The sequence below is a fragment of the Lysobacter soli genome (genome assembly GCF_003382285.1).
Lineage (GTDB): Bacteria > Pseudomonadota > Gammaproteobacteria > Xanthomonadales > Xanthomonadaceae > Lysobacter_J > Lysobacter_J soli.
The window spans coordinates 1-19,494 of the sequence record NZ_QTJR01000002.1 but is presented as its reverse complement, the minus strand read 5'-3'; the positions used below and the strand labels follow the sequence as shown (position 1 = coordinate 19,494).

Genomic DNA, 19,494 nt, shown 5'->3' with positions numbered 1-19,494 from the left:
GCGGCCCGCTAGCGCCAGGCGTCGTCGCGCTGGTTCGCCTGCGAAGCGATGCCGGCGACGCGGGCGATGACGCGCGTTCCACCGTGCAGGCCGCTGACCAGGCGCAACTCGCCGCCGATCTCGCGCGCCCGCTCGCGCATGCTGAGCAGGCCCAGTCCGCGCGGGGCATCGTGCGGTTGATCGTCCAGGCCGATGCCGTCGTCGCCGATTTCCAGCTGGATGTCGGCGCCCACGCGCTGCAGGCGCACGGTGACCTCGCTGGCGCGCGCATGCTTCTCGACATTCCGCAGCGACTCCTGCGCGATGCGGTACAGCGCGGTGGAGACATCGAGCGGAAGCTCGGGCAACTCGTCGAGTTCCGCATGCACGCGCAGCGCAGCCGGCTGCGCTTCGCAGAGCGAACGCAGCGCCATCGTCAGGCCGGTGTAGCGCAGCAGGCTGGGGTGCAGCTCGTGCGAGAGGCGGCGCACGTCTTCGGACACGTCGGTCACCGCGGCCTGCAGTTCGCCGAGCAGCTCGCGTTCGCCCCCCTGCGCGTGCTGGCGGGCGATGCTCAGGCGGATCGCGATGGACGCGATGGACTGGTTGACGCCGTCGTGCAGGTCGCGCGCGATGCGGCTGCGCTCGTCCTCCTGGGCGCGCATCAGCTGCACCGTCATCGACTGCAGGCGCTGGTGCGCGTGCTGCAGCGCCTGCGTGCGCGTGGCGCGCTGCTCGACGACCACGGTCATGTACAGCAGCGCGACGGTCAGCGACACGGTCCACAGCTGCACGGCGATGGTGGTGGTGGCCAGGTCGTCGCGAATGAAGGGCCCCACGCCGGCGACGCTGAAATGCATCGCGAGCAGGCCGACGGCGAGCATCGCCAGCGAGGCGCCGACCGCGCGGAAGCTCACCATCGCCCAGATCAGGAACGGCACCGGCGCGACCACCAGCGCCGGCTGCAGTCGCTGCATCGGAAGGTGCCACGTCCACAGCACGCACAGGATCACCAGCAGTCCCGCGCCGACGGCGATGCTGGTGCCGCTGGTGTCCAGGGGTACCGCGTTGCGCCGGCGCATTGCCGTCCACACGACGGCCGGCACGAGCATCAGGTTGCCCAGGCTCTGCGCGAGCGTGACGTTCGGCCAGTCGGACAGGTACGGCTCCAGTACGGTGCCGCGGATGGAAAAGGCGATCCACGCGGCGCTGAGCATCGGCAGCGCGAGCCCGCCCAGCACGACGAAGGCGGTGAGCAGGCGGAAGTCCTCCAGCGGCGATTGCAGCCGGCTGCGCAGCGATTCCAGCGCGATGGCCGCTGCCGGCGTGAGCACGAGCGATCCCAGCATCGCGATCGTGACCGCGAGCGGCGGAACGCCGAGCACGCCGAACGCCGCCGCTTCGCCGATGGCCGTACCGAGCAGGCAGGCCCACCAGTGCCGGCGTGGCTGCAACAGCAGCGCGCCGAGCAGGACCGCGCCGGGGAACCACACCATGTGGCTGCGCGGGTTCGGCATCCAGAGCAGCATCGACGCCCACTGCGAGCACGCCACCGACACCGTCACGATGCCGGCGACGGCGAGCGGATGGCCGGTCGCGCGTCGCGTGTTCATGACCATCTCCTGCAGCTGCATTGTCCGTCGGTGGAGTACCCTCGCCACGGAATCCTCCCCCGCCCGATGACACTTCCACGATGATGCCCGAGATGCCCGCCGATCGACCACGCGTCGTGCTCGCCGACGACCACCGCCTGGTGGCCGAAGGCCTCCAGCGCCTGCTGGAAGACGAGTGCGAACTGGTGGCGTGCGTGTCCAGCGGCACCGCGCTGCTCGATGCCGTGCACCAGTACGCGCCCGACCTCGTGGTCACCGACCTGAGCATGCCCGACCGCAACGGCCTGAGCGTCATGCGCGAACTGCGCGCGGCCGGCGTGCAGGTGCCGTTCGTGTTCCTCACGATGCACGCCGAACCCACGCTCGCCGAACAGGCGCTGCGTGCCGGCGCCTCGGCCTACGTGCTCAAGAGCTCCGCCGGCGAGGAACTGCTCCGCGCGATCCACGTGGTGCGCAGCGGCCGCACCTACATCACCCCGACGCTGGGCGCGCGCGTGATCGCCGCGCCCGGTCGCGGCCAGAAGCAGGAGCTCACCGACAAGCAGATGCAGGTGCTGCAACTGGTGTCGGCGGGCCTGCGTTCGAAGCAGATCGCCGCCGAACTGGGCGTGTCCGTGCGCACGGTGGAATCGCACAAATACGCGATCATGCAGGCGCTGGACGTGCACAGCACGCTGGAGCTGGTGCGCAAGGCCGATGAATACGGCCTCACGCCCGGGCTCCGCACGACGCCCCCGGTTTCCTAGAAATCCCACCGCAACGCCAGCGTCACCGGCACGGATACCCGCCGGCCCGTGTCGTTGATGCGGGACAGGCCGAGCGGCCCGATCGCGCTGTCGTCCCCTTCGAGGTCGTCGACGTAACGCACGCCCGTTTCGGCGATGAAGCTCGCACGCTCGGACAGCGGGATGTTCACGCCCACGTCGAAGCCGGCGCTGAGCGCCCACTTCTTCTCGTAGAACGGCGCGTTGGGGATGAGGATGTCGGCGTCGGGGATTTGAAAGGTCGCGTCGATGTCGTCCGTCTCCGTGCCGCCGAGGCGCGCGGCCACGTACGGACGGGCGAAGCCGGGATCCATGAAGTACCAGCGCACGCCGACTTCGGCGCTCCACGCCTGGTAGGACGAGAACCGTCCGTACACCGGCAGCGCGACGTCGAGCGCGGGCACGTAGGCCTCGCCGACCTGCACGCTTCCCGCCGACGCATGGGTCTCGCGCAGCTCGCCGAATACTTCCATGCGATCGCTCATGCCCCATGCCATGCGCAGGCCGTAGGTGCTGGCGACGTCGTAGATGCGCTCGTGCGTGCGCGAACCGATGCGCAACTGCGCGTCGACGCCGGCCAGCGCCGGGTTGAGCGGGCCGAGATCGGGCACGTCGACGGTCGCGCCATCGTGCACGTCGCCGCTGATGGGGATATCGCCGCCGCCGAGCAGGGTCAACGAGAAGCGGCCGGGTTCGGGGCCGGCGGCCTGCGCCGAGCCGCAGACCAGGCACGCGCTCGCCAGTATCGTCATCGCTTTCATGAGCATCTCCATCCAGGGAATGGTCGTGGGCACGATGCGGCCGCATGGATGCGCAGCCGCGTCACTTCGACGTTAGCGCCGCCGCCGTCGCATGCCTTCGGTACAACTACGCAACTTCGCGCGGTCGGCACCGGTACTTCCCGAAAGGACCGCGGCCTACGCAAATCTACGGATGTGGCCGCCGGACGCCGCATGCCATAAAGCGTCCCGGATCCTTCGTTGCGACCCAATGCCCGCTTCCGCTTCCCAGAATCCGCGCGTCCACGCGCTCGCCTCGGTCCGCCGATGGTTCGACGCGGGCGCCACCGACACGCCCGACGCCATCGACGAGGGCGACAGGCTCGACCTCGTGCGCGTGGTGCCCTTCGTCGCGATGCACCTGGCCTGCCTCGGCGTGTTCTGGGTCGGCATCTCGGCTACGGCGGTGGCGGTCGCGGCGGTGCTGTACGCGGTGCGGATGTTTGCGATCACCGCGTTCTACCATCGCTATTTCTCGCATCGCACGTTCCGCGCCTCGCGTCCGGTGCAGTTCGCCTTCGCGCTGATCGGCGCCTCCTGCGTGCAGCGCGGGCCGCTGTGGTGGGCGGCGCAGCATCGCCACCACCACGCGAATGCCGATTCGCCGGAAGACCTCCATTCGCCCGGCGTGCACGGGTTCTGGCGCAGCCACGTCGGCTGGTTCCTCACGCGTCGTGCGTTCGCCACCGACCTGTCGCGCGTGCCGGACCTCGCGCGTTACCCGGAACTGCGCTGGCTCGACCGGTACGACATCGCCGTTCCGGTCGCGCTCGCCGTCGCGTTGTACGGGCTGGGCGCTTTGTTGCAGCACGTCGCGCCCGCCTTGGGCACCAGCGGCATGCAGCTGGTCGTGTGGGGCTTCTTCGTGTCGACCATCGTGCTGTTCCACGTGACGGTCACGATCAATTCGCTGGCGCACCGTTTCGGCAGCCGGCGTTTCGACACGCGCGACGACAGCCGCAACAACGCCCTGCTCGCGCTGCTCACCTTCGGCGAGGGCTGGCACAACAACCACCACTTCTTCCCGGGGACGGCGCGGCAGGGCTTTCGCTGGTGGGAGATCGACCTGACCTGGTACGGGCTGAAGCTGCTGTCGTCCGTCGGATTGGTGCGCGATCTGAAGCCCGTGCCGGCGTGGGTCTGGGCGCGGGCGAGGCACTGACATGCGCATCGCGATCATCGGATCGGGCATTTCCGGACTCGGCGCCGCGTGGCTGCTGTCGCGCGAACACGAGGTCGTGCTGTTCGAGGCGAACGACTACCTCGGCGGACACACCCACACGCACCGGGTGGACGTGGACGGCGTCGCGCTCGACGTCGACACCGGCTTCATCGTGCACAACCCCGACCACTATCCGCTGCTCACGCGGCTGTTCCGCGAACTCGGCGTCTCCACGCAGGACACGACGATGAGCTTCTCGGTGCACAACGAACGCACCGGGCTGGAATACAACGCGACCTCGCTCGACGGCCTGTTCTGCCAGCGTCGCAACCTGCTGTCGCCGCGGTTCCTGCGCATGCTGGCCGACCTGGTGCGGTTCTACCGCATCGCGCCGCAGCTGCTCGCCGGCGACGAGCCCGGCCCCACGCTGGGCGATTACCTCCACGCGCAGGGCTTCGGCGACGCGTTCCGCGACGATCACCTTGTCCCCATGGCCTCCGCGCTGTGGTCCGCGCCCGCCGGGCAGATCCTGCACTTTCCCGCGCGGCACCTGGTGCAGTTCATGGCGAACCACCACATGCTGCAGCTCGCCGGGCGGTCGCAGTGGAAGGTCGTGCGCGGCGGTTCGTGGCGCTACGTGGAAGCGCTCCGCCAGCGGTGGTCGGCATACGTCCGACTCGCCATGCCGGTGCAGGCCGTGCGACGACTGGAGAACGGCGTGGTACTGACCACCGCCGAGGGAAAGGAGACCTTCGACCAGGTCGTGTTCGCCTGCCACAGCGACCAGGCGCTTTCGCTGCTGTCCGATGCGGACGACCGCGAACACGACGTGCTCGGCGCGATCGCCTACCAGCCCAACGACGTCGTCCTCCACACCGACCCGCGCCTGCTGCCGCGCAACCGCAAGGCGTGGGCGGCCTGGAACGCGCACATCGGCGCCGACGAGGCACAGGCGTGCACCGTCAGCTACTGCATGAACCTGCTGCAGGGTTTGCCTGTATCGACGCCCGTGGTGGTGACGCTCAATCGCGGCGATGCGGTCGACCCGTGCCACGTCCTCAAGCGCGTGCGCTATCACCATCCGGTGTTCACGCGAGAAGCCGTCGCGGCGCAGACGCGCCGGCACGAAATACAGGGGCGGCGCGGCACGTGGTTCGCGGGCGCGTACTGGGGCTGGGGCTTCCACGAGGACGGACTGCGCAGCGCCGTCGAGGTCGCCCGATCGCTCGGCGTCGCATGGCCGGACCTCGCACCGGAGCCGCGCGCAATCGATGACGCGGCGCCCGGAAACCTCGCATGGGGCCGCGCATGAGCGACGGCGGCGAACGCACGCGACCGCGCAGCAGCGCACTGTACGAAGGCACGGTGCGGCACCGCCGCTTCGCGCCGCGTCGGCACGCGTTCGATTACCGCATGGCGCAGTTGTTCCTCGACCTGGACGAAGTGGAGACGATCCTCGACGCGCATCCGCTCTGGTCCACGCACGGCCGAAATCTCGGCGAGTTCCGCCGCAGCGACTACCTGGGGCCGACGGACGTGTCCCTCGCGCAGGCCGTGCGACAGCGCATCACGGCGGCTACCGGCGCACGACCCATCGGACCGATCCGCCTGCTCACGCACGCGCGCTACTTCGGGTACGTGTTCAACCCGGTGAGCTTCTACTACTGCTACGGGCCCGACCACCGCACGCTGGAACATGTGGTGGCCGAGATCACCAACACGCCATGGGGCGAACGCCACGCCTACGTGTTGCCGGTCGCGGACGCCGAACCACGCGGACGGGCACTGCACTGGCAGTTCGACAAGACCTTCCACGTCTCGCCGTTCATGGCGATGCAGCGCCGCTACGCGTGGTCCTTCACGCCGCCCGGCGACACCTTGCACGTGCACATGAACGTCTGCGAGGGCGACACGCGCGAGTTCGACGCCACGCTGTCGCTCGAGCGCCACCCGCTCGATGCGGCTGCGCTTTCGCGCGTGCTGTGGCGATATCCCGCGATGACCCTGCAGGTCATCGGCGCCATCCACTGGCAGGCGCTGAAGCTGTGGCTAAAGCGCACGCCTGTCCACCCCCATCCCGCCAAGGGCACGGCACCATGAGCGACACCGCGCAGCAAATCCTTTCCCTGCCCGACGTCGGCGTCGTCGACCGGCTCCTGCGCGATCGCGTGGTCTCGCAGTTGCGCGCGTTGCGCTCCGGCGCCGTCACGCTGCGTGATCCATGGGGATCGGCCGCGCTCGGCGAGTGCGCCGGTGGTGCGCCGCTGCCGACGTTGCGCGTGAACGACGCGCGCTTCTATCGGGCGGTTGCGCTCGGCGGCAGCGTCGGCGCCGCCGAGGCCTACATGGACGGTGCCTGGGCGTGTGACGACCTGGTCGGCCTGGTGCGGCTGCTCGTGCGCAATCGCGACCTGCTGGACGACGTGGAACGCGGCCCGGCACGCGTGGCCGGCTGGGCGTTCCGTGCAGCCCACGCGCTGCGCAGGAACACCGCGTCGGGCGCGCGCCGCAACATCGCGGCGCATTACGACCTCGGCAACACGTTCTTCCGCCTGTTCCTGTCCGACGACCTGATGTATTCGTCGGCATTGTTCGAACGCGAAGACGACACGCTGGAAGTCGCATCCACTCGGAAGCTCCAGGCGATCTGCCGCAAGCTCGACCTGCGCGAAGGCGAGCGGGTGCTCGAGATCGGTACCGGCTGGGGCGGCTTCGCGTTGCACGCCGCGCGCGAACACGGATGCCACGTCACTACGACGACGCTCTCGCGCGAGCAGTACGAACTCGCGCGTCAGCGCGTCGCCGAAGCCGGACTGCAGGATCGCGTCACCGTGCTGATGCGCGATTTCCGCGAGCTCGACGGCACGTACGACAAGCTCGCCTCGATCGAAATGGTGGAGGCGATCGGGCCGGAGAACCTGCGGCGCTACTTCGCGTGCATCGGCGAACGGCTTGCCGACCACGGCCTGGCGCTCGTGCAGGCCATCACCATCGAGGACCACCGCTACGAGCAGGCAGTGCGCTCGGTGGATTTCATCAAGCGCCACGTGTTCCCGGGCTCGTTCATTCCGTCCATCGCGGCGATGATGTCGGCGAAGACCGCGGCCAGCGATCTCGCGTTGCTGCATCTGGAAGACATGGGCCTGTCGTATGCACGCACGTTGCAGGCGTGGCGCGAGCGCTTCCTGGACCGCCTGCCGGAGGTGCGGGCGCTCGGGTTCGACGAGCGCTTCATCCGCATGTGGGAGTTCTATCTCGCCTATTGCGAAGGCGGCTTTCGCGAGCGTTCGATCGGTGTCGCGCAGATGCTCTTCGCGCGCCCCGGCTACCGGCCTCACGCGCAGGCAACTGGGACAGCGGAGGCGTGATGCACGCGTTCGCGAACTTTGCCGGTTTCCAGATCGCGTGGTGGGCCTGCGTGCTCGGCGCGGCCCACGGCGCGTCGTGGATTGGCGTCGTCGCGTGCGTGGCGTTCGTCGCGCTGCAGTGGTGCGCATCGGCGCGACGTCGCGCTGACGCGTGGCTGGTCGGCTGCGCCGTTCTCACGGGCCTCGTGTTCGACGGGCTGCTCTCGCAACTGGGCTGGATCGACTATCGCGGCAGTATCGCCGCGCTTCCCGCGCCGGCGTGGATCCTCGCGCTCTGGGCCGCGTTCGCGATGACGATCAACCATTCGCTCGCGTGGCTGCGTCCGGCCATGGCGATCGTCCTCGGTGCCGTGGGCGGACCGCTGGCGTATGTCGGTGCGCAGCGGCTGGGCGCCATCGAGCTGGTCGCCTCCGTGCAGGCGACGATCGCGCTGGCGATCGGCTGGGCGATCGCGACCTGCGCGCTCACGCTCGTGGCGCGACATGCGCGTGGCGGCGGCGTGTCCCGACCACTCGCGATGGGTGGCTCGCGATGAGCATGGGCGCGTCGCTGCTGCTGGTGTGGGCGCTCACGGCGGCGGCGCAGACGCTGGCGTGGTGGTGGCAGCAACGGCATCGCAACGCGGGGCTGGTCGACGTCGTGTGGGCGGGCGGGGTCGCAGGCGCGGCGGTGCTGCTCGCGGCGCTGGGAGACGGCGCGACGATGCCGCGCCTGCTGCTCGCGCTGCTCGGCGGACTCTGGGGGCTTCGCCTCGCGTGGCACCTCTGGCGTCGCGTGCGCGGCGAACAGGAGGACGGCCGCTACGCCGCCTTGCGCGAGAGCTGGGGCGATGCGCCGTTGCGATGGTTCGCGCTGTTCCAGGCACAGGCGCTGCTAGTGGTGCTGTTCGCGCTGCCCTTCGCGGCGGTGGCAAGCAATCGGATGGAATCCCCCGGGCTGCTGTGGGCGGCCGTGGCGGTGTGGATCGTGTCCGTCGTCGGCGAGACCATCGCAGACGCCCAGCTCGCCCGCTTCCGCTCGCAGCCGGAAAACCGCGGGCGAACGATGCGCGCCGGCCTGTGGCGCTACAGCCGGCATCCCAACTACTTCTTCGAGTGGCTGCACTGGTTCGCCTACGTGCTGCTCGCCGTGGGCTCGCCGATCGCGTGGCTGGCCTGGTCCGGCCCGCTGACGATGTACGTGTTCCTGCGCTGGCTCAGCGGCGTTCCGCATACCGAACGCCAGGCGCTGCGCACGCGCGGCGACGATTACCGCCGTTACCAGCGTTCCACTCCAATGCTGTTCCCCTGGTTCCCGAAGGAAGACAGATGAGCACCGTGATGCATGCGATCCCCGATTTGCCCGCGCCCGGCCTGCTGGGCATGGCCGAACGCGGTCTCCTGCCCGATGCCGTGGTCCGTCTGGGCGTTCGCCGTTTATGCGCGCAACGCCTGTCCGACGAGCGCATCGGCGGCATCCAGATGCAGTCGCAACGCATGACGCAGCGGCTGTCGGATCTGCGCCACAGCCCGCTCGCACTGCACACCGATGCGGCCAACCGCCAGCATTACGAACTGCCGGCCGCGTTCTTCAAGGAGTGCTTGGGAGCACGGCTGAAGTATTCGTGCTGCTACTACCCCAGCGGCCGCGAGACGCTCGACGAAGCCGAAGAGGCCATGCTCGAACTCTATGCCGAGCGCGCGCGACTGGCCGACGGCCTGGACATCCTCGAACTCGGCTGCGGTTGGGGCTCGCTCACGCTGTGGATGGCGCAGCGTTACCGGCATTCGCGCATCACCGCCGTATCGAATTCGCACGGGCAGCGCGAGCACATCCTCACCCGCTGCCGCGAGCTGGGTCTGAACAACGTCCGCGTCATCACCTGCGACGTCAACCGGCTCGAACTCGACCACACCGCGTTCGATCGCTGCGTCTCGGTGGAAATGTTCGAGCACATGCGTAATTACGACATCCTCATGCGTCGCATCGCGCGGTGGCTGCGTCCCGGCGGCAGCCTGTTCGTGCACATCTTCTGCCACCGTACCCTGCTCTATCCGTTCGAGGTCGACGGCGAGGACGACTGGATGGGCCGTCACTTCTTCACCGGCGGCCTCATGCCCGCCGCCGACACGCTGCTGCATTTCCAACAGGCGTTGCGGCTGGACGAGCGCTGGATGATGGGTGGCGAACACTATGAGCGCACGGCCAACCACTGGCTCGCCAACCACGATGCACGACGCGATGCGGTGATGGGCCATCTGCGCCAGGCCTATGGCGACGCCGCGGCACTGTGGAACCAGCGCTGGCGCATGTTCTGGATGGCGTGCGCGGAGCTGTTCGGATATCGCGGTGGCGAGGAATGGCAGGTGGCCCACTACCGTTTCGTGCGGGAGGACTGACATGAAACTTCCATCCGCACTCATCGCAGGCGTACTCGCGCTGTGCGGCTGCGCCCACACCGCGCCGACCGTGCCCAAGGTCGCGGAGGTCGACATCCCGCGCTTCATGGGCGACTGGTACGTCATCGCCCACATCCCTTCGTTCCCCGAGCGCGAGGCCTACAACGCCATCGAGTCTTACTCGATGCGCGAGGACGGTCGCATACAGACGCTTTTTCGCTACCGGCGCGGAAGCTTCGACGCGCCCGTGCGCACGATGGAACCGGTCGGCACCGTGCGTGCGGGCACGGGCAATGCGGTGTGGGGGATGCAGTTCGTCTGGCCGATCCAGGCCGAGTACGTGATCTCGCATCTCGATCCCGACTACACGCTCACCATCGTCGCCCGCAGCAAGCGCGACTACGCCTGGATCATGGCGCGCACGCCGACGATTTCCGACGCGGCGTACGCCGATGCCGTGCAGCGCCTGCGCGACATGGGTTACCACATCGACGAGCTACGCAAGGTGCCGCAACGCTGGCCGGAGACCGTCAGCGGGAACGCACCCTGATCCTGCGTACAACTACCGAGCCCGGTTGCGTGCTTGTCCGCTGGCGGCGCGGTGCACGCGGGAAGTAGCTGGGATCGCCGCGCGCACCACGCGCGGCCCCCTACGGACGAGGAAGATTCCATGCGCACTCCAGCGCTCATCGGCGGCGTGTCGGCGTTCACCGCCGGCATTCCCATCGGTACGGCTCACGTGAAGACCTGGTCCCATGAGCCGGACCGGTAAAGCTGGCGGGCCATCCCCCGGCGGACACGCACGGCCGTTCGCGATGGCGGGCGGTACGTGCGTGCTCGCCTTCCTGCTGTTCGCCAGCAGCCACGCCGAGGGAAACACGCTCGAACGGACGACGGGCCGCGCCACGGATCTGCGCACCGGGCGCCTTCTGTACGAGGAGCAGCACTGGATCCGCACTGTCGGCAAGGAACGCAGTCGGCTGGTCGTGTACCGGTGTCCCGATGGACGCGCGTTCGCGCGCAAGCGCGTGATCGATACCGCGCTGCCGGGCGCACCCGATTTCGAGTTCGACGATGCCCGCGACGGCTATCGCGAAGGGGTCGCGGGTGGATCGGGCACGCGTCGTGCGTACTGGCGTGCATCGAGGTCCGCGCCCGTGCGCGAGCGGACGGTAGCGGTCGACGCCGACACGGTGATCGACGCGGGTTTCGACGCCTGGGTTCGTACGCGCTGGAACTTGCTCGCAAGCGGTTCGGCGGCGCGCGTGCAGTTCGTCGTGCCCAGCCGTGATGCGCGGATACCCATCCGCGTGCAGCGCGTGGATGCGCCGTCGGCCGATCTCGTGCGGTTCCGGCTGAGCCTCGACAGCTGGCTGGACTTCGTCGCGCCGAGCATGCAGGTCACTTACGACGCCACCACGCGTCGCCTTCGCACCTTCGAAGGCCTCGGCACGATACGCGAATCGGACGGGGCACCAATGAAGGTGCGCATCGACTTCCCGCCCGCGCCCCAACGCCTCGATGCGTCAGCGAGCGCCTATGAGCAGGCCCTGCAGGTGCCGTTGACGAATCAATGCGGGTGATGGCGAGTCGTCCGCGCGGCCTCAGTGCCGCCGCGCGTCCTTCTGGTTCTCCAGCGTGAAGCGGAACAGCGTCGTCGACAGCCGCGCCGGCGCTTCGGGATCGTGCCAGGCGTTGTCCATGATACGCGACGCGGTGACGTACATCGTGCCGTCCGGCCCCTGCGAGAAGGTGTCGGGCCATCGCAGTCGCGAGTCCTGCAGCAGCACCTCGACGCGGTCGCCGTCGCGGACCTTGATCGCGTCTTCCTCCAGCGCCGAGATGTACATGCGTCCCTGTGGATCGATCCACAGACCATCGGAGACACCGTTCTCGCCGACCATCTCCACCGCGTCGGCCACCTCGTGTTCCGACAGCGACGCGTCGTGCAGCACGCGCGTGGGGATGCGATACAGCGTGCGGCCGGTGACGGCCTGCCAGTAAAGCGTTTCGCCGTCGGGCGAAAGCGCGATGCCATCGGAGCTGAACTCCACGCCGCGGCCGTCCGGTCGGCGGATTTCCTGCCCTTGATGCGTGACCACCACGTCCTTCTCCAGCTGCGTGCTGGGATGGCCGTCGAGCACGCGCCGCGCGCGGCCCGTTTCGAGGTCGACGATCACCAGCGCGCCCCGCGTGCCCGAATCGGTGATGTAGGCGTGGCGACCATCCGGGCTGAAGCGCACGTCGTTGAGGTACGAACCCTCGCGGGCGATCTGCTCGTCGAACGCGATGGTCTGCACGACCGCGTCGCTCGCAAGATCGATGCGCACCAGCTTCGGTCCCCCCTGCACGAGGAACGCCGTCGCCGGCGCAGCGGGATCGATCACCCAGAGCGAGCCGCGGCCGTCCGCCACCACGCTCTGCACGCAGACCCAGCGGTCCCCGGGCGACAACGCGTTCTTCTTCGCATTGCGCCATTCGTTCCAGCGCGCGTCCGGATAGGGGCGCAGGCTGCCGTCCGGCAGCAACTCGGCGACGGACACTTCGATGCGGCCGTCCTCGCTCACGCTGACGCCGGTGACCTCGTGGTCGAAGCGCGCGACTTCCACCAGGCGCGGGTCGGAAATGGCCGAAAGCGCGCGGCCTCGCGCGGTCGATTCGGCACGCTCTGATCGGGTCGTCGCCATGTCGGTATGCACTCCAGTCAGCGGCCGGGCTTGAGCACGACCTTCGTCCAGCCATCGTTGCGCGCGTCGAAGTTCTCGTAGCCTTCGGGCGCGTCCTGCAGGGGCAGCTCGTGCGAGATCACGAACGACGGCGTCGCCTTGTCGGCGTGGATGAGGTTCATCAGGTAGCGGTTGTAGCGTTTGACGTGGCACTGGCCGATGGCCATCTGCTGGCCCTTGTAGAAGAACATGCCGATGTCGAACGGGATCTTGCCCTCCTTCGCGAGATCGGTCGCACCGCCCGGGTCCTGCGGAACGAACACGCCGACCACGCCGATGCCGCCGGTGCCCTTCACCGCCTTCACCAGGTTGTTCATCGTCAGGCCCGGCGTTTCGCGTTGGGCACAGTTGAAGCACTGGTAGCCGACGCATTCGCAGCCGCGGTCCGCGCCCAGGCCGTTGGTGAGTTCGAGCACCTGTTCCACGCCGTCCTGCTCGGTGTCGTCGATCGGGATCGCGCCGATCTGCTCGGCGAGCGCAAGTCGATCCTTGTTGGTGTCGACGACCATCACCTGGTAGGCGCCGCGGATCGTGGCCGAGTACGCCGCCATCAAGCCGACGGGGCCGGCTCCATAGATGACCACGCTCTCGCCCGGCCGCACGCCGGCGAGTTCGGTCGCGTGATAGCCGGTCGGGAAGATGTCCGCGAGCATCACGTAGTCGTTTTCCTTCTCCTCCGCGTCCTCGGGCAGGACCAGGCAGTTGAAGTCCGCGTACGGCACGCGCAGGTATTCGGCCTGGCCACCGGCGTACGGGCCCATGTCGGCGAAACCGTACGCGGCGCCCACGCCACCGGGATTCGCGCGGATGCACGCACCGGTGAAGCCGCGCTCGCAGTTCTCGCAGCAACCGCACGACACATTGAACGGCAGGCAGACGCGATCGCCCTTCTTGACGCGTTCGACCGCCTTGCCGACTTCGATCACTTCACCCAGGTTCTCGTGCCCGAGGATGCGGCCGCTCTCCATGGAGGTGCGGCCTTCGTACATGTGCAGGTCGGAGCCGCAGATGTTCGTGGTGGTGATGCGAACGAGCGCATCGGTGGGCTTTTCGATGGTGGGATCCGGCCGCTCGACGACGCTGACGTCGCGCGGTCCGTTATAGACGAGTGCGCGCATGGGACCTCCAGGAATGGGCTACGTGGACACGTGCCAGCAGTGGAGTGGGTCTTGTGCTGGAGCGATGGATCCTACGCTCCGAAAAGTTCGCGTCGTGCATAAGCGGCCGCGAGTGGAATGCGCAAATTTGTGCTGATGCTTGAGTCCGTTTCGCCGCATCGTCGCTTCAGATGGTCACCTTGCGCGCGGCGGTTTTTGTTGCGCGATGTGCAGCAGCAACGCGCGCAGCGGTTGCGGGATCGTTCGGAACGACACCACGAGCAACGAGTCGCGACAGCATGTCGCTGCGATGCCTGCGCATTGCAGCGGAGCCGGCGGGTGACTACTCGCCGGCAGCGCAAACCGCCGGCGCTGGCGCGCGTGGACTCGCGCGCGCAGCTACTCCTTCAACTTCTCGTCCTCGTCCGGCTCCTCGCCGGGCACGTAGCGCGGCTTCGGCTGCGGCAGCAGGAAGAAGGCGATGCACAACAGCGCGACGGCGACGCCGACGCGTGGCGCCACGACCGCGATGGGAACCGCGACGATCTGGACCAGCGTCGCGATGCCGTAGCGGCGCGTCATCTGCCGGAGGAAATCGGGCGCAAGGCGCTGGTCCATCACGCGGCGACCGGGCATGCCGTAGAACCACTTCGCCATCCAGGTGCAGGCGGTCACGGCCAGGCCGGCGACCAGAATCACCGACGCGATCGGCTCGAAGTCCGTGCCGTAATGGAAGCACCAGACACGGACCGGATACGGAATGACGACGATGGCCAGCAGGAACAGCAGGTTGATCACGCCGAACCAGTGATCGCTCTTCGCGTAGATCCGTCCCGAGTAATGGTGCTGGATCCAGTAGGCACCGATCACGACGTAACACAGGGCGAGCGCGAGGAATTCGCGTCGCTGTTCGGCGATTGCACTGACAAGGTCGCTGTAGCCCTGTGGCCCGTCGGGCGATCCGGGCACCTTGATCTCGACGATCAGAAGCGTCAGAGCGATGGCGAACACCGCATCGCTGAATCCCTCGAACCGACTGAGCCCGCGCTCGGCACCGTGCGTGTGCGAGCCGTGCTGGTTGTTGCCTTCCTTGCGAATCATTATCGGGAAGCCGACTGGTTGTTGACCGTTATCAGCCGGGCAACTTGGCCGCAAGCACGTCGACCTTCTCGATCGATGGCGGCGAGGAGAACAGTTCGCCGGCCTTCGCCATGAGGGCAGCGGCCACCTTGCCGCCCAGATGCGCCTGACGACCCGGCTCATCGGGAAACGCATCGAAAATGCCGAACGTCGAGGGCCCCAGGCGAATGCCGAACCATGCCGTCGTGGCGGGCTCCGCCTCGACCAGCGGAAGGCCGCTCAGCAGGAACTGCTCCATGTCCTTCTCTTTTCCGGGCTTGGCTTCCAGGCGGACGAGCAGCGCTACTTTGACCATGGCACGCCTCCTCTGGTTTGGAGCCGCCCACCCTACGCCCCTCGTCCGTGAAGTCCGGCGCGGATCCGTTCACTTCGCTGACGGCGGATGGCTTCGGCTCGCACGGCCATGCATCGGCGACGTCGCCGCATCGCGCCGACCATGCCGTCGACGGTTCGGCCGCGATAACGGGCTCTGCCTTGTTCGAAAGCGGACGCGGGCATCTTCCGCGCGCGTGCGCTGTGGCGGGTGGAGAGCGCACGTTTGCGGTGCGCCCGGGGAGCCGGTAGGGTTCTGGCGGGACCTGCCGCCTTCGCGCGCTTGCGCTTCGTTGCGCACGTCCCGGGGACGAACGACACCACTCATCGTGCACAGGGAGATGGCAGTGATGATCCATGGAAACGTGTTGGTTCTGGCGATGTTGCTCGCGGTAGGTACGGCAGGTGCGCACAGCGGCCCAGGACAGGACCTGCGGCTCAGCGAAAAGAATTTCATGGAGCTCGACGCCGTCGTCATGGCGTCCAAGGACAAGCCGAACGAACTGCAGCGCGTGTTCGGCCTGAAGTCCTACCTGAGGGGAGACGGCGAGGACGCCATCGGTCATTTCATGACGGCCGCCCGGTATGCGGACAAGTATTCGCAGCACTACCTGAGCCTGATGTACTGGCACGGAGCCGGCGTGGCGGAGGATCGCGCGCAGGCGTACGTCTGGGCCGACCTGGCGGCCGAACGGGGCAGTCGGACGCTGCTCCTCATCCGCGAGAAGATGTGGTCGCTGATGACCCCCGCCGAGCAGGCACGCGCACTCGCGCTTGGAAGCGACTTCTACGCTCGTTATGGCGACGAGGTTGCAAAGCCGCGTGCCGAAGGCCTGATGCGTGCGTTCGCCCGCGACATGACCGGCAGTCGCCTGGGCTACCGCAACCAGATGATGGAAATCGCGGGCAAGCCTCTGAATGGCATTTTCATGCCCGAAATCGGCGCAAACGCGGGTGCCTACATGATCGCCGACGCGGTGACGCCCGAGCAGGTCTACGGGCGCACCGGCGGCGTCAACTTCGACGTTTACTGGAAGGAGCAGGATGCGCTGCTCGACGGTATCGGCTCGACCGCCGTCGGACCGGTTTCGCCGATGAAGAAGTCGAAGTAGCCGCTATTGATTGCATCCGGAGCCGAGGCTCCGGATGCTGCGCGCGGCTGGAGCGTACGTTTGGCCTTGCAGCCGATCAGTAACCATCTGCCTTGAGGCGCAATGTCATGCCACCTGGCTCTTTGCCGGGGCTCAGCTCTATGTCAACCAGCGCACCGCGACCAGGCGAGCCATAGTCGGTCGAGAAGGAACCGCTGCTGATCGTGAGATCGCCTGGGAGTCCCGGTGGGGCCAGACAGGCGAGAACCCGCTGGGTGTTGTAACCCGGGAACTCGGTTGAGCTGTTTTCCATCAGATAGGCGCACAGCTTCTTCCCCGGTTCGTAGTCGTCGTGTTCGCAACTTCTGGAGGCGATGACAATCCTGTCGCCCTCCTCCTTGGCGCCCCAATAGGTGTGAAGCGTGATGGCGCGCTGCTCATCTGGAAGGACCGATGCCAGGAACTCCCCTAGTTCTCCGCACAGCGCGTCATCGCGTCCCGAGGTAGCGGCAAGGACGTCAGCCGAAATGGTCACAAGCAACAGAGCCACGAGGGCGGTCGCGCACTTCATCGGCTTGATATCCGCGGTCGGTAGCGGACATTAGCATCGCGGCTATCGCCCCGCAGGGCGTCCGCTTCATGGCGGTAGCTCGACGCCCCGCTCGGCCCGTTCGCGTTGCGTCGCCAGCACGCCAGCAAGTTCCCGTGACCAACCGTGCAACGCGCGCTCAATTTGCCGCAGAACGGTCCTCGCCGCGCAGCGCCCGCATGATCGTGTCCGAATCGACGGGCTTCACCAGATGCGCATCGAACCCTGCACGCCGCGTGCGCTCGAAGTCCGACGCCTGTCCCCATCCAGTGAGCGCGATCAGCCGCGTGCGGCGCGACCAGGGTCGGCCGCGAATCCAGCCGCACACCTGCAGGCCATCGCGGCGCGGCATGCCGAGGTCGATGAACGCCGCGGCCGGACGCACCGCCTCGGCAAGCTGGCACGCTTCTTCACCGTCGCTGGCCACATGCACCGTATGCCCTTCGAGCTCGAGCATGAGCCGCAGCGTGGTGGCGGCATCGGCGTTGTCGTCGGCAACGAGGACGCTGATCGCTTCACTGCTTCGCGCAGGGAGCGCCGGATCGACGGCAGGCGCCACGTCGCTCGCACGCGGCAGGCGAAGTGTCGCGCGGGTGCCGGTGCCATCGGGCCCGCGTTCCAGCACGAGCGAACCGCCGTGGAGCTGCGCGATCTGGCGCGAAAGCGCCAGCCCGATGCCCAGTCCCGACGATGCCATGTGCGGCGGCGGGACGCCCTGCTCGAACGGCTGCATCAGGCGTTCGATGTCGTTCGCGTCGATCCCCACGCCGTTGTCCGTCACGGTGAACGACAGCGTCGCATCGTCCGCGGTCACTTCCACGCGGATGGTGCCGTCCGGCGGGGTGAACTTCGCCGCGTTGTTGAGCAGATTGGTGATGGCTTGCGCGACTCGCACGAGATCGCCTTCCAGCGCCCATCTCCGATCGGGCTCGACGATGTCCAGCCGATGCCGGGCGCCTTCGATGACCGGGCGCGCGGTTTCGAGCGAGACCGCGAGCACGTCCTCCGCACGCACGATGCCGGTACGCAGTTCCAGGCGATCGCGCGCGATGCGGCTGACGTCCATGAGGTCTTCGACGAGCCGGCTCAGGTGGTCGACCTGGCGGTCGATCGTCGCAAGCGCATCGGACGCGTAGGCGGGATTGCGCCGCGCGATCTCCACCGCGTATCGCACCGGCGCGAGCGGGTTGCGCAGCTCGTGCGCGAGCGTTGCGAGAAAACGATCCTTGCGTTGCGCCTCCGCCGCGAGCTGCGCCGTCTCGGCCACCGTCATCGCCTCACGCAATTTGACCTCGTGCAGCGCGGCCTGAACCACGCGCTGGCGTCGTCGCGACGCATGCAGCGAGTGGCACGCAAGGCAGATGCCCGTACCAAACGCGAGGTACAAGGCCATTCCCAGCTGGCTTCTGGGATCTGAGACGGCGAAGTTCTCGAGCGGCGGGAAGATGGTCCACGCCATGAAAGCCGCACCGAGCGCCACGGCCAACAGCCCGGGCCCGAGGCCGCCGTACCACGCGGACAGCAGGACGGCGCCGAACAGCGGCATGAACGTCGCTTCGCGGAAAAGGTCCGGCCATAGCACCGCGCGCGCGAGGCAGGCGATGAGGACCGCACCCACCGCCACGGCCCATCGCCGCCAGCCGTGTCCGTTCGAGTTGTCCATGGTCGCGGTGGCTAGCGTCGGGCATGCCGGCGCCCTGTATCTCGTGAATCGGCCTTACTCATGCACCGGGCCGGGTCATGGCGGCGTGAGGGCACATGCCGAAGCTCCGGGCAATGCGGTGAAGTCGGGCGACCTCGTCTGCCGTGCGGCTGATCTTTCAGTTTTGTGAGCAGGCGGTGCCCGCCGCCTCCGCTTCGCTGTTGCGTGTTGCATCAGATGCAGAGACAAAATGGATTCGAGCGTTTGCTGGAATGACGATGGATGGTTCACCGCTTCCAGCGTGCCCGCACGTTGCAGGCCTGGGTCCCGGCTTTCGCCGGGATGGCGGTGCTTCCGGCTTCTTTCCCGCGCTCAGGGCCGCGCGGGCTTGGGCCGCATCAACGCCACCATCGTGATGACACCCGCGACGATGCCCCAGAACGCCGAGCCGATGCCCCACAGCGACAGGCCCGACGCCGTGACCAGGAAGGTCACGAGCGCGGCCTCGCGTTCGGATTCTTCGCGCAACGCAGCGGCAAGACTGCTGCCGAGCGTGCCGAGCAGCGCGATGCCGGCGATCGCCACGATCAGCTCCTTCGGAAACGCCGCGAAGAGCGCGACCACCGTGGCGCCCGACAAGCCGACCACGATGTAGAACACGCCGGCCGCGACCGATGCCACGTAGCGGCGCGCAGGATCCTCATGCGCCTCGCGACCCATGCAGATCGCGGCGGTGATCGCGGCCAGGTTGAGCGCGAACGCGCCGAACGGCGCCAGCAGCACGTTCGCCACGCCAGTCCAGCCGATGACAGGCGAGATCGGAATCGGGTAGCCCGCGGCGCGGATCGCGGCA

20 protein-coding genes are annotated in these 19,494 nt (G+C 67.9%); 11 read left to right on the top strand and 9 right to left on the bottom strand.

Annotated elements, in window-relative coordinates; genetic code table 11:
• Nucleotides 1-8 precede the first annotated feature (8 nt).
• Nucleotides 9-1,592: a sensor histidine kinase gene (locus DX912_RS03350; RefSeq protein ID WP_181902689.1), complete on the bottom strand. Its 1,584-nt coding sequence runs from the start codon at nt 1,590-1,592 to the stop codon at nt 9-11.
• Nucleotides 1,593-1,675: 83 nt separating this feature from the next.
• Between DX912_RS03350 and DX912_RS03345 the strand changes: the two genes are divergently transcribed.
• Nucleotides 1,676-2,338 carry a response regulator gene (locus tag DX912_RS03345; RefSeq protein WP_233433461.1) on the top strand — a complete coding sequence of 221 codons (663 nt, stop codon included), beginning with the start codon at nt 1,676-1,678 and terminating at the stop codon, nt 2,336-2,338.
• On the opposite strand, the gene DX912_RS03340 is transcribed toward DX912_RS03345, so the two are convergent.
• Nucleotides 2,335-3,117, bottom strand: coding sequence for a hypothetical protein (locus tag DX912_RS03340; RefSeq protein WP_147298551.1), 783 nt, complete (start codon nt 3,115-3,117; stop codon nt 2,335-2,337). The two genes, DX912_RS03345 and DX912_RS03340, sit on opposite strands and share 4 nt — an antisense overlap.
• Before the next feature lie 229 nt (nt 3,118-3,346).
• Here DX912_RS03340 and DX912_RS03335 point away from each other — a divergent pair, with 229 nt between their 5' ends.
• The 9 genes from DX912_RS03335 (at nt 3,347) to DX912_RS03295 (ending at nt 11,627) form a co-directional block, all read left to right on the top strand.
• Nucleotides 3,347-4,297, top strand: a complete 951-nt coding sequence (locus tag DX912_RS03335) for an acyl-CoA desaturase (RefSeq protein WP_115841071.1) — start codon at nt 3,347-3,349, stop codon at nt 4,295-4,297.
• Between the two features lies 1 nt (nt 4,298).
• On the top strand, nt 4,299-5,609 hold the full coding sequence (locus tag DX912_RS03330; protein WP_115841070.1) for an NAD(P)/FAD-dependent oxidoreductase: 1,311 nt from the start codon (nt 4,299-4,301) through the stop codon (nt 5,607-5,609).
• Nucleotides 5,594-6,397, top strand: coding sequence for a DUF1365 domain-containing protein (locus DX912_RS03325; RefSeq protein ID WP_233433460.1), 804 nt, complete (start codon nt 5,594-5,596; stop codon nt 6,395-6,397). Before DX912_RS03330 ends, DX912_RS03325 begins: the two co-directional genes overlap by 16 nt.
• Nucleotides 6,394-7,665: an SAM-dependent methyltransferase gene (locus DX912_RS03320; protein WP_115841069.1), complete on the top strand. Its 1,272-nt coding sequence runs from the start codon at nt 6,394-6,396 to the stop codon at nt 7,663-7,665. Before DX912_RS03325 ends, DX912_RS03320 begins: the two co-directional genes overlap by 4 nt.
• A complete protein-coding gene (locus DX912_RS03315) occupies nt 7,665-8,201 on the top strand; it encodes a DUF2878 domain-containing protein (RefSeq protein ID WP_115841466.1) in 537 nt (178 codons plus the stop codon). The genes DX912_RS03320 and DX912_RS03315 overlap by 1 nt, the downstream gene beginning before the upstream one ends.
• Nucleotides 8,198-8,977: a DUF1295 domain-containing protein gene (locus DX912_RS03310; protein WP_115841068.1), complete on the top strand. Its 780-nt coding sequence runs from the start codon at nt 8,198-8,200 to the stop codon at nt 8,975-8,977. The genes DX912_RS03315 and DX912_RS03310 overlap by 4 nt, the downstream gene beginning before the upstream one ends.
• Before the next feature lie 8 nt (nt 8,978-8,985).
• The gene (locus DX912_RS03305; protein WP_115841465.1) at nt 8,986-10,044 is read left to right on the top strand and encodes an SAM-dependent methyltransferase; all 1,059 of its coding nucleotides are present in this window, start codon (nt 8,986-8,988) and stop codon (nt 10,042-10,044) included.
• Between the two features lies 1 nt (nt 10,045).
• On the top strand, nt 10,046-10,594 hold the full coding sequence (locus DX912_RS03300; RefSeq protein ID WP_115841067.1) for a lipocalin family protein: 549 nt from the start codon (nt 10,046-10,048) through the stop codon (nt 10,592-10,594).
• A 205-nt stretch (nt 10,595-10,799) separates the two neighbouring features.
• Nucleotides 10,800-11,627, top strand: a complete 828-nt coding sequence (locus DX912_RS03295) for a hypothetical protein (protein WP_181902688.1) — start codon at nt 10,800-10,802, stop codon at nt 11,625-11,627.
• Between the two features lie 21 nt (nt 11,628-11,648).
• Here the strand turns inward: DX912_RS03295 and DX912_RS03290 are convergent, their stop codons facing one another.
• From DX912_RS03290 to DX912_RS03275, 4 genes are all read right to left on the bottom strand, one after another.
• Entirely contained in the window at nt 11,649-12,731 is a 1,083-nt protein-coding gene (locus DX912_RS03290) for an SMP-30/gluconolactonase/LRE family protein (protein WP_115841065.1), read from the bottom strand.
• Between the two features lie 17 nt (nt 12,732-12,748).
• Complete coding sequence (locus tag DX912_RS03285; RefSeq protein ID WP_115841064.1) at nt 12,749-13,888, bottom strand: glutathione-independent formaldehyde dehydrogenase; 1,140 nt, start codon at nt 13,886-13,888, stop codon at nt 12,749-12,751.
• 378 nt (nt 13,889-14,266) lie between these two features.
• Nucleotides 14,267-14,968, bottom strand: a complete 702-nt coding sequence (locus tag DX912_RS03280; protein WP_115841063.1) for a TMEM175 family protein — start codon at nt 14,966-14,968, stop codon at nt 14,267-14,269.
• Nucleotides 14,969-14,999: 31 nt separating this feature from the next.
• Nucleotides 15,000-15,302, bottom strand: a complete 303-nt coding sequence (locus DX912_RS03275; protein WP_115841062.1) for a putative quinol monooxygenase — start codon at nt 15,300-15,302, stop codon at nt 15,000-15,002.
• A 310-nt stretch (nt 15,303-15,612) separates the two neighbouring features.
• Between DX912_RS03275 and DX912_RS03270 the strand changes: the two genes are divergently transcribed.
• Complete coding sequence (locus DX912_RS03270; protein WP_147298550.1) at nt 15,613-16,431, top strand: SEL1-like repeat protein; 819 nt, start codon at nt 15,613-15,615, stop codon at nt 16,429-16,431.
• Nucleotides 16,432-16,507: 76 nt separating this feature from the next.
• Here the strand turns inward: DX912_RS03270 and DX912_RS03265 are convergent, their stop codons facing one another.
• The 3 genes from DX912_RS03265 to DX912_RS03255 all read right to left on the bottom strand — a co-directional run.
• Nucleotides 16,508-16,981: a hypothetical protein gene (locus DX912_RS03265; protein ID WP_115841060.1), complete on the bottom strand. Its 474-nt coding sequence runs from the start codon at nt 16,979-16,981 to the stop codon at nt 16,508-16,510.
• Nucleotides 16,982-17,138: 157 nt separating this feature from the next.
• The gene (locus tag DX912_RS03260; RefSeq protein ID WP_115841059.1) at nt 17,139-18,662 is read right to left on the bottom strand and encodes an ATP-binding response regulator; all 1,524 of its coding nucleotides are present in this window, start codon (nt 18,660-18,662) and stop codon (nt 17,139-17,141) included.
• Nucleotides 18,663-19,013: 351 nt separating this feature from the next.
• Nucleotides 19,014-19,494 (bottom strand): benzoate/H(+) symporter BenE family transporter (locus tag DX912_RS03255; protein ID WP_181902687.1); only part of this gene is annotated, 481 nt, incomplete at its 5' end.

Coding starts and splice junctions, on each gene's coding strand:
- DX912_RS03275 (WP_115841062.1), bottom strand. CDS start 15,302: ATGGTCAAAGTAGCGCTGCTCGTCCGCCTGGAAGCCAAGCCCGGAAAA.
- DX912_RS03300 (WP_115841067.1), top strand. CDS start 10,046: ATGAAACTTCCATCCGCACTCATCGCAGGCGTACTCGCGCTGTGCGGC.
- DX912_RS03290 (WP_115841065.1), bottom strand. CDS start 12,731: ATGGCGACGACCCGATCAGAGCGTGCCGAATCGACCGCGCGAGGCCGC.
- DX912_RS03295 (WP_181902688.1), top strand. CDS start 10,800: ATGAGCCGGACCGGTAAAGCTGGCGGGCCATCCCCCGGCGGACACGCA.
- DX912_RS03350 (WP_181902689.1), bottom strand. CDS start 1,592: ATGAACACGCGACGCGCGACCGGCCATCCGCTCGCCGTCGCCGGCATC.
- DX912_RS03305 (WP_115841465.1), top strand. CDS start 8,986: ATGCATGCGATCCCCGATTTGCCCGCGCCCGGCCTGCTGGGCATGGCC.
- DX912_RS03320 (WP_115841069.1), top strand. CDS start 6,394: ATGAGCGACACCGCGCAGCAAATCCTTTCCCTGCCCGACGTCGGCGTC.
- DX912_RS03285 (WP_115841064.1), bottom strand. CDS start 13,888: ATGCGCGCACTCGTCTATAACGGACCGCGCGACGTCAGCGTCGTCGAG.
- DX912_RS03310 (WP_115841068.1), top strand. CDS start 8,198: ATGAGCATGGGCGCGTCGCTGCTGCTGGTGTGGGCGCTCACGGCGGCG.
- DX912_RS03265 (WP_115841060.1), bottom strand. CDS start 16,981: ATGAAGTGCGCGACCGCCCTCGTGGCTCTGTTGCTTGTGACCATTTCG.
- DX912_RS03325 (WP_233433460.1), top strand. CDS start 5,594: ATGGGGCCGCGCATGAGCGACGGCGGCGAACGCACGCGACCGCGCAGC.
- DX912_RS03340 (WP_147298551.1), bottom strand. CDS start 3,117: ATGAAAGCGATGACGATACTGGCGAGCGCGTGCCTGGTCTGCGGCTCG.
- DX912_RS03330 (WP_115841070.1), top strand. CDS start 4,299: ATGCGCATCGCGATCATCGGATCGGGCATTTCCGGACTCGGCGCCGCG.
- DX912_RS03260 (WP_115841059.1), bottom strand. CDS start 18,662: ATGGACAACTCGAACGGACACGGCTGGCGGCGATGGGCCGTGGCGGTG.
- DX912_RS03315 (WP_115841466.1), top strand. CDS start 7,665: ATGCACGCGTTCGCGAACTTTGCCGGTTTCCAGATCGCGTGGTGGGCC.
- DX912_RS03345 (WP_233433461.1), top strand. CDS start 1,676: ATGCCCGAGATGCCCGCCGATCGACCACGCGTCGTGCTCGCCGACGAC.
- DX912_RS03335 (WP_115841071.1), top strand. CDS start 3,347: ATGCCCGCTTCCGCTTCCCAGAATCCGCGCGTCCACGCGCTCGCCTCG.
- DX912_RS03280 (WP_115841063.1), bottom strand. CDS start 14,968: ATGATTCGCAAGGAAGGCAACAACCAGCACGGCTCGCACACGCACGGT.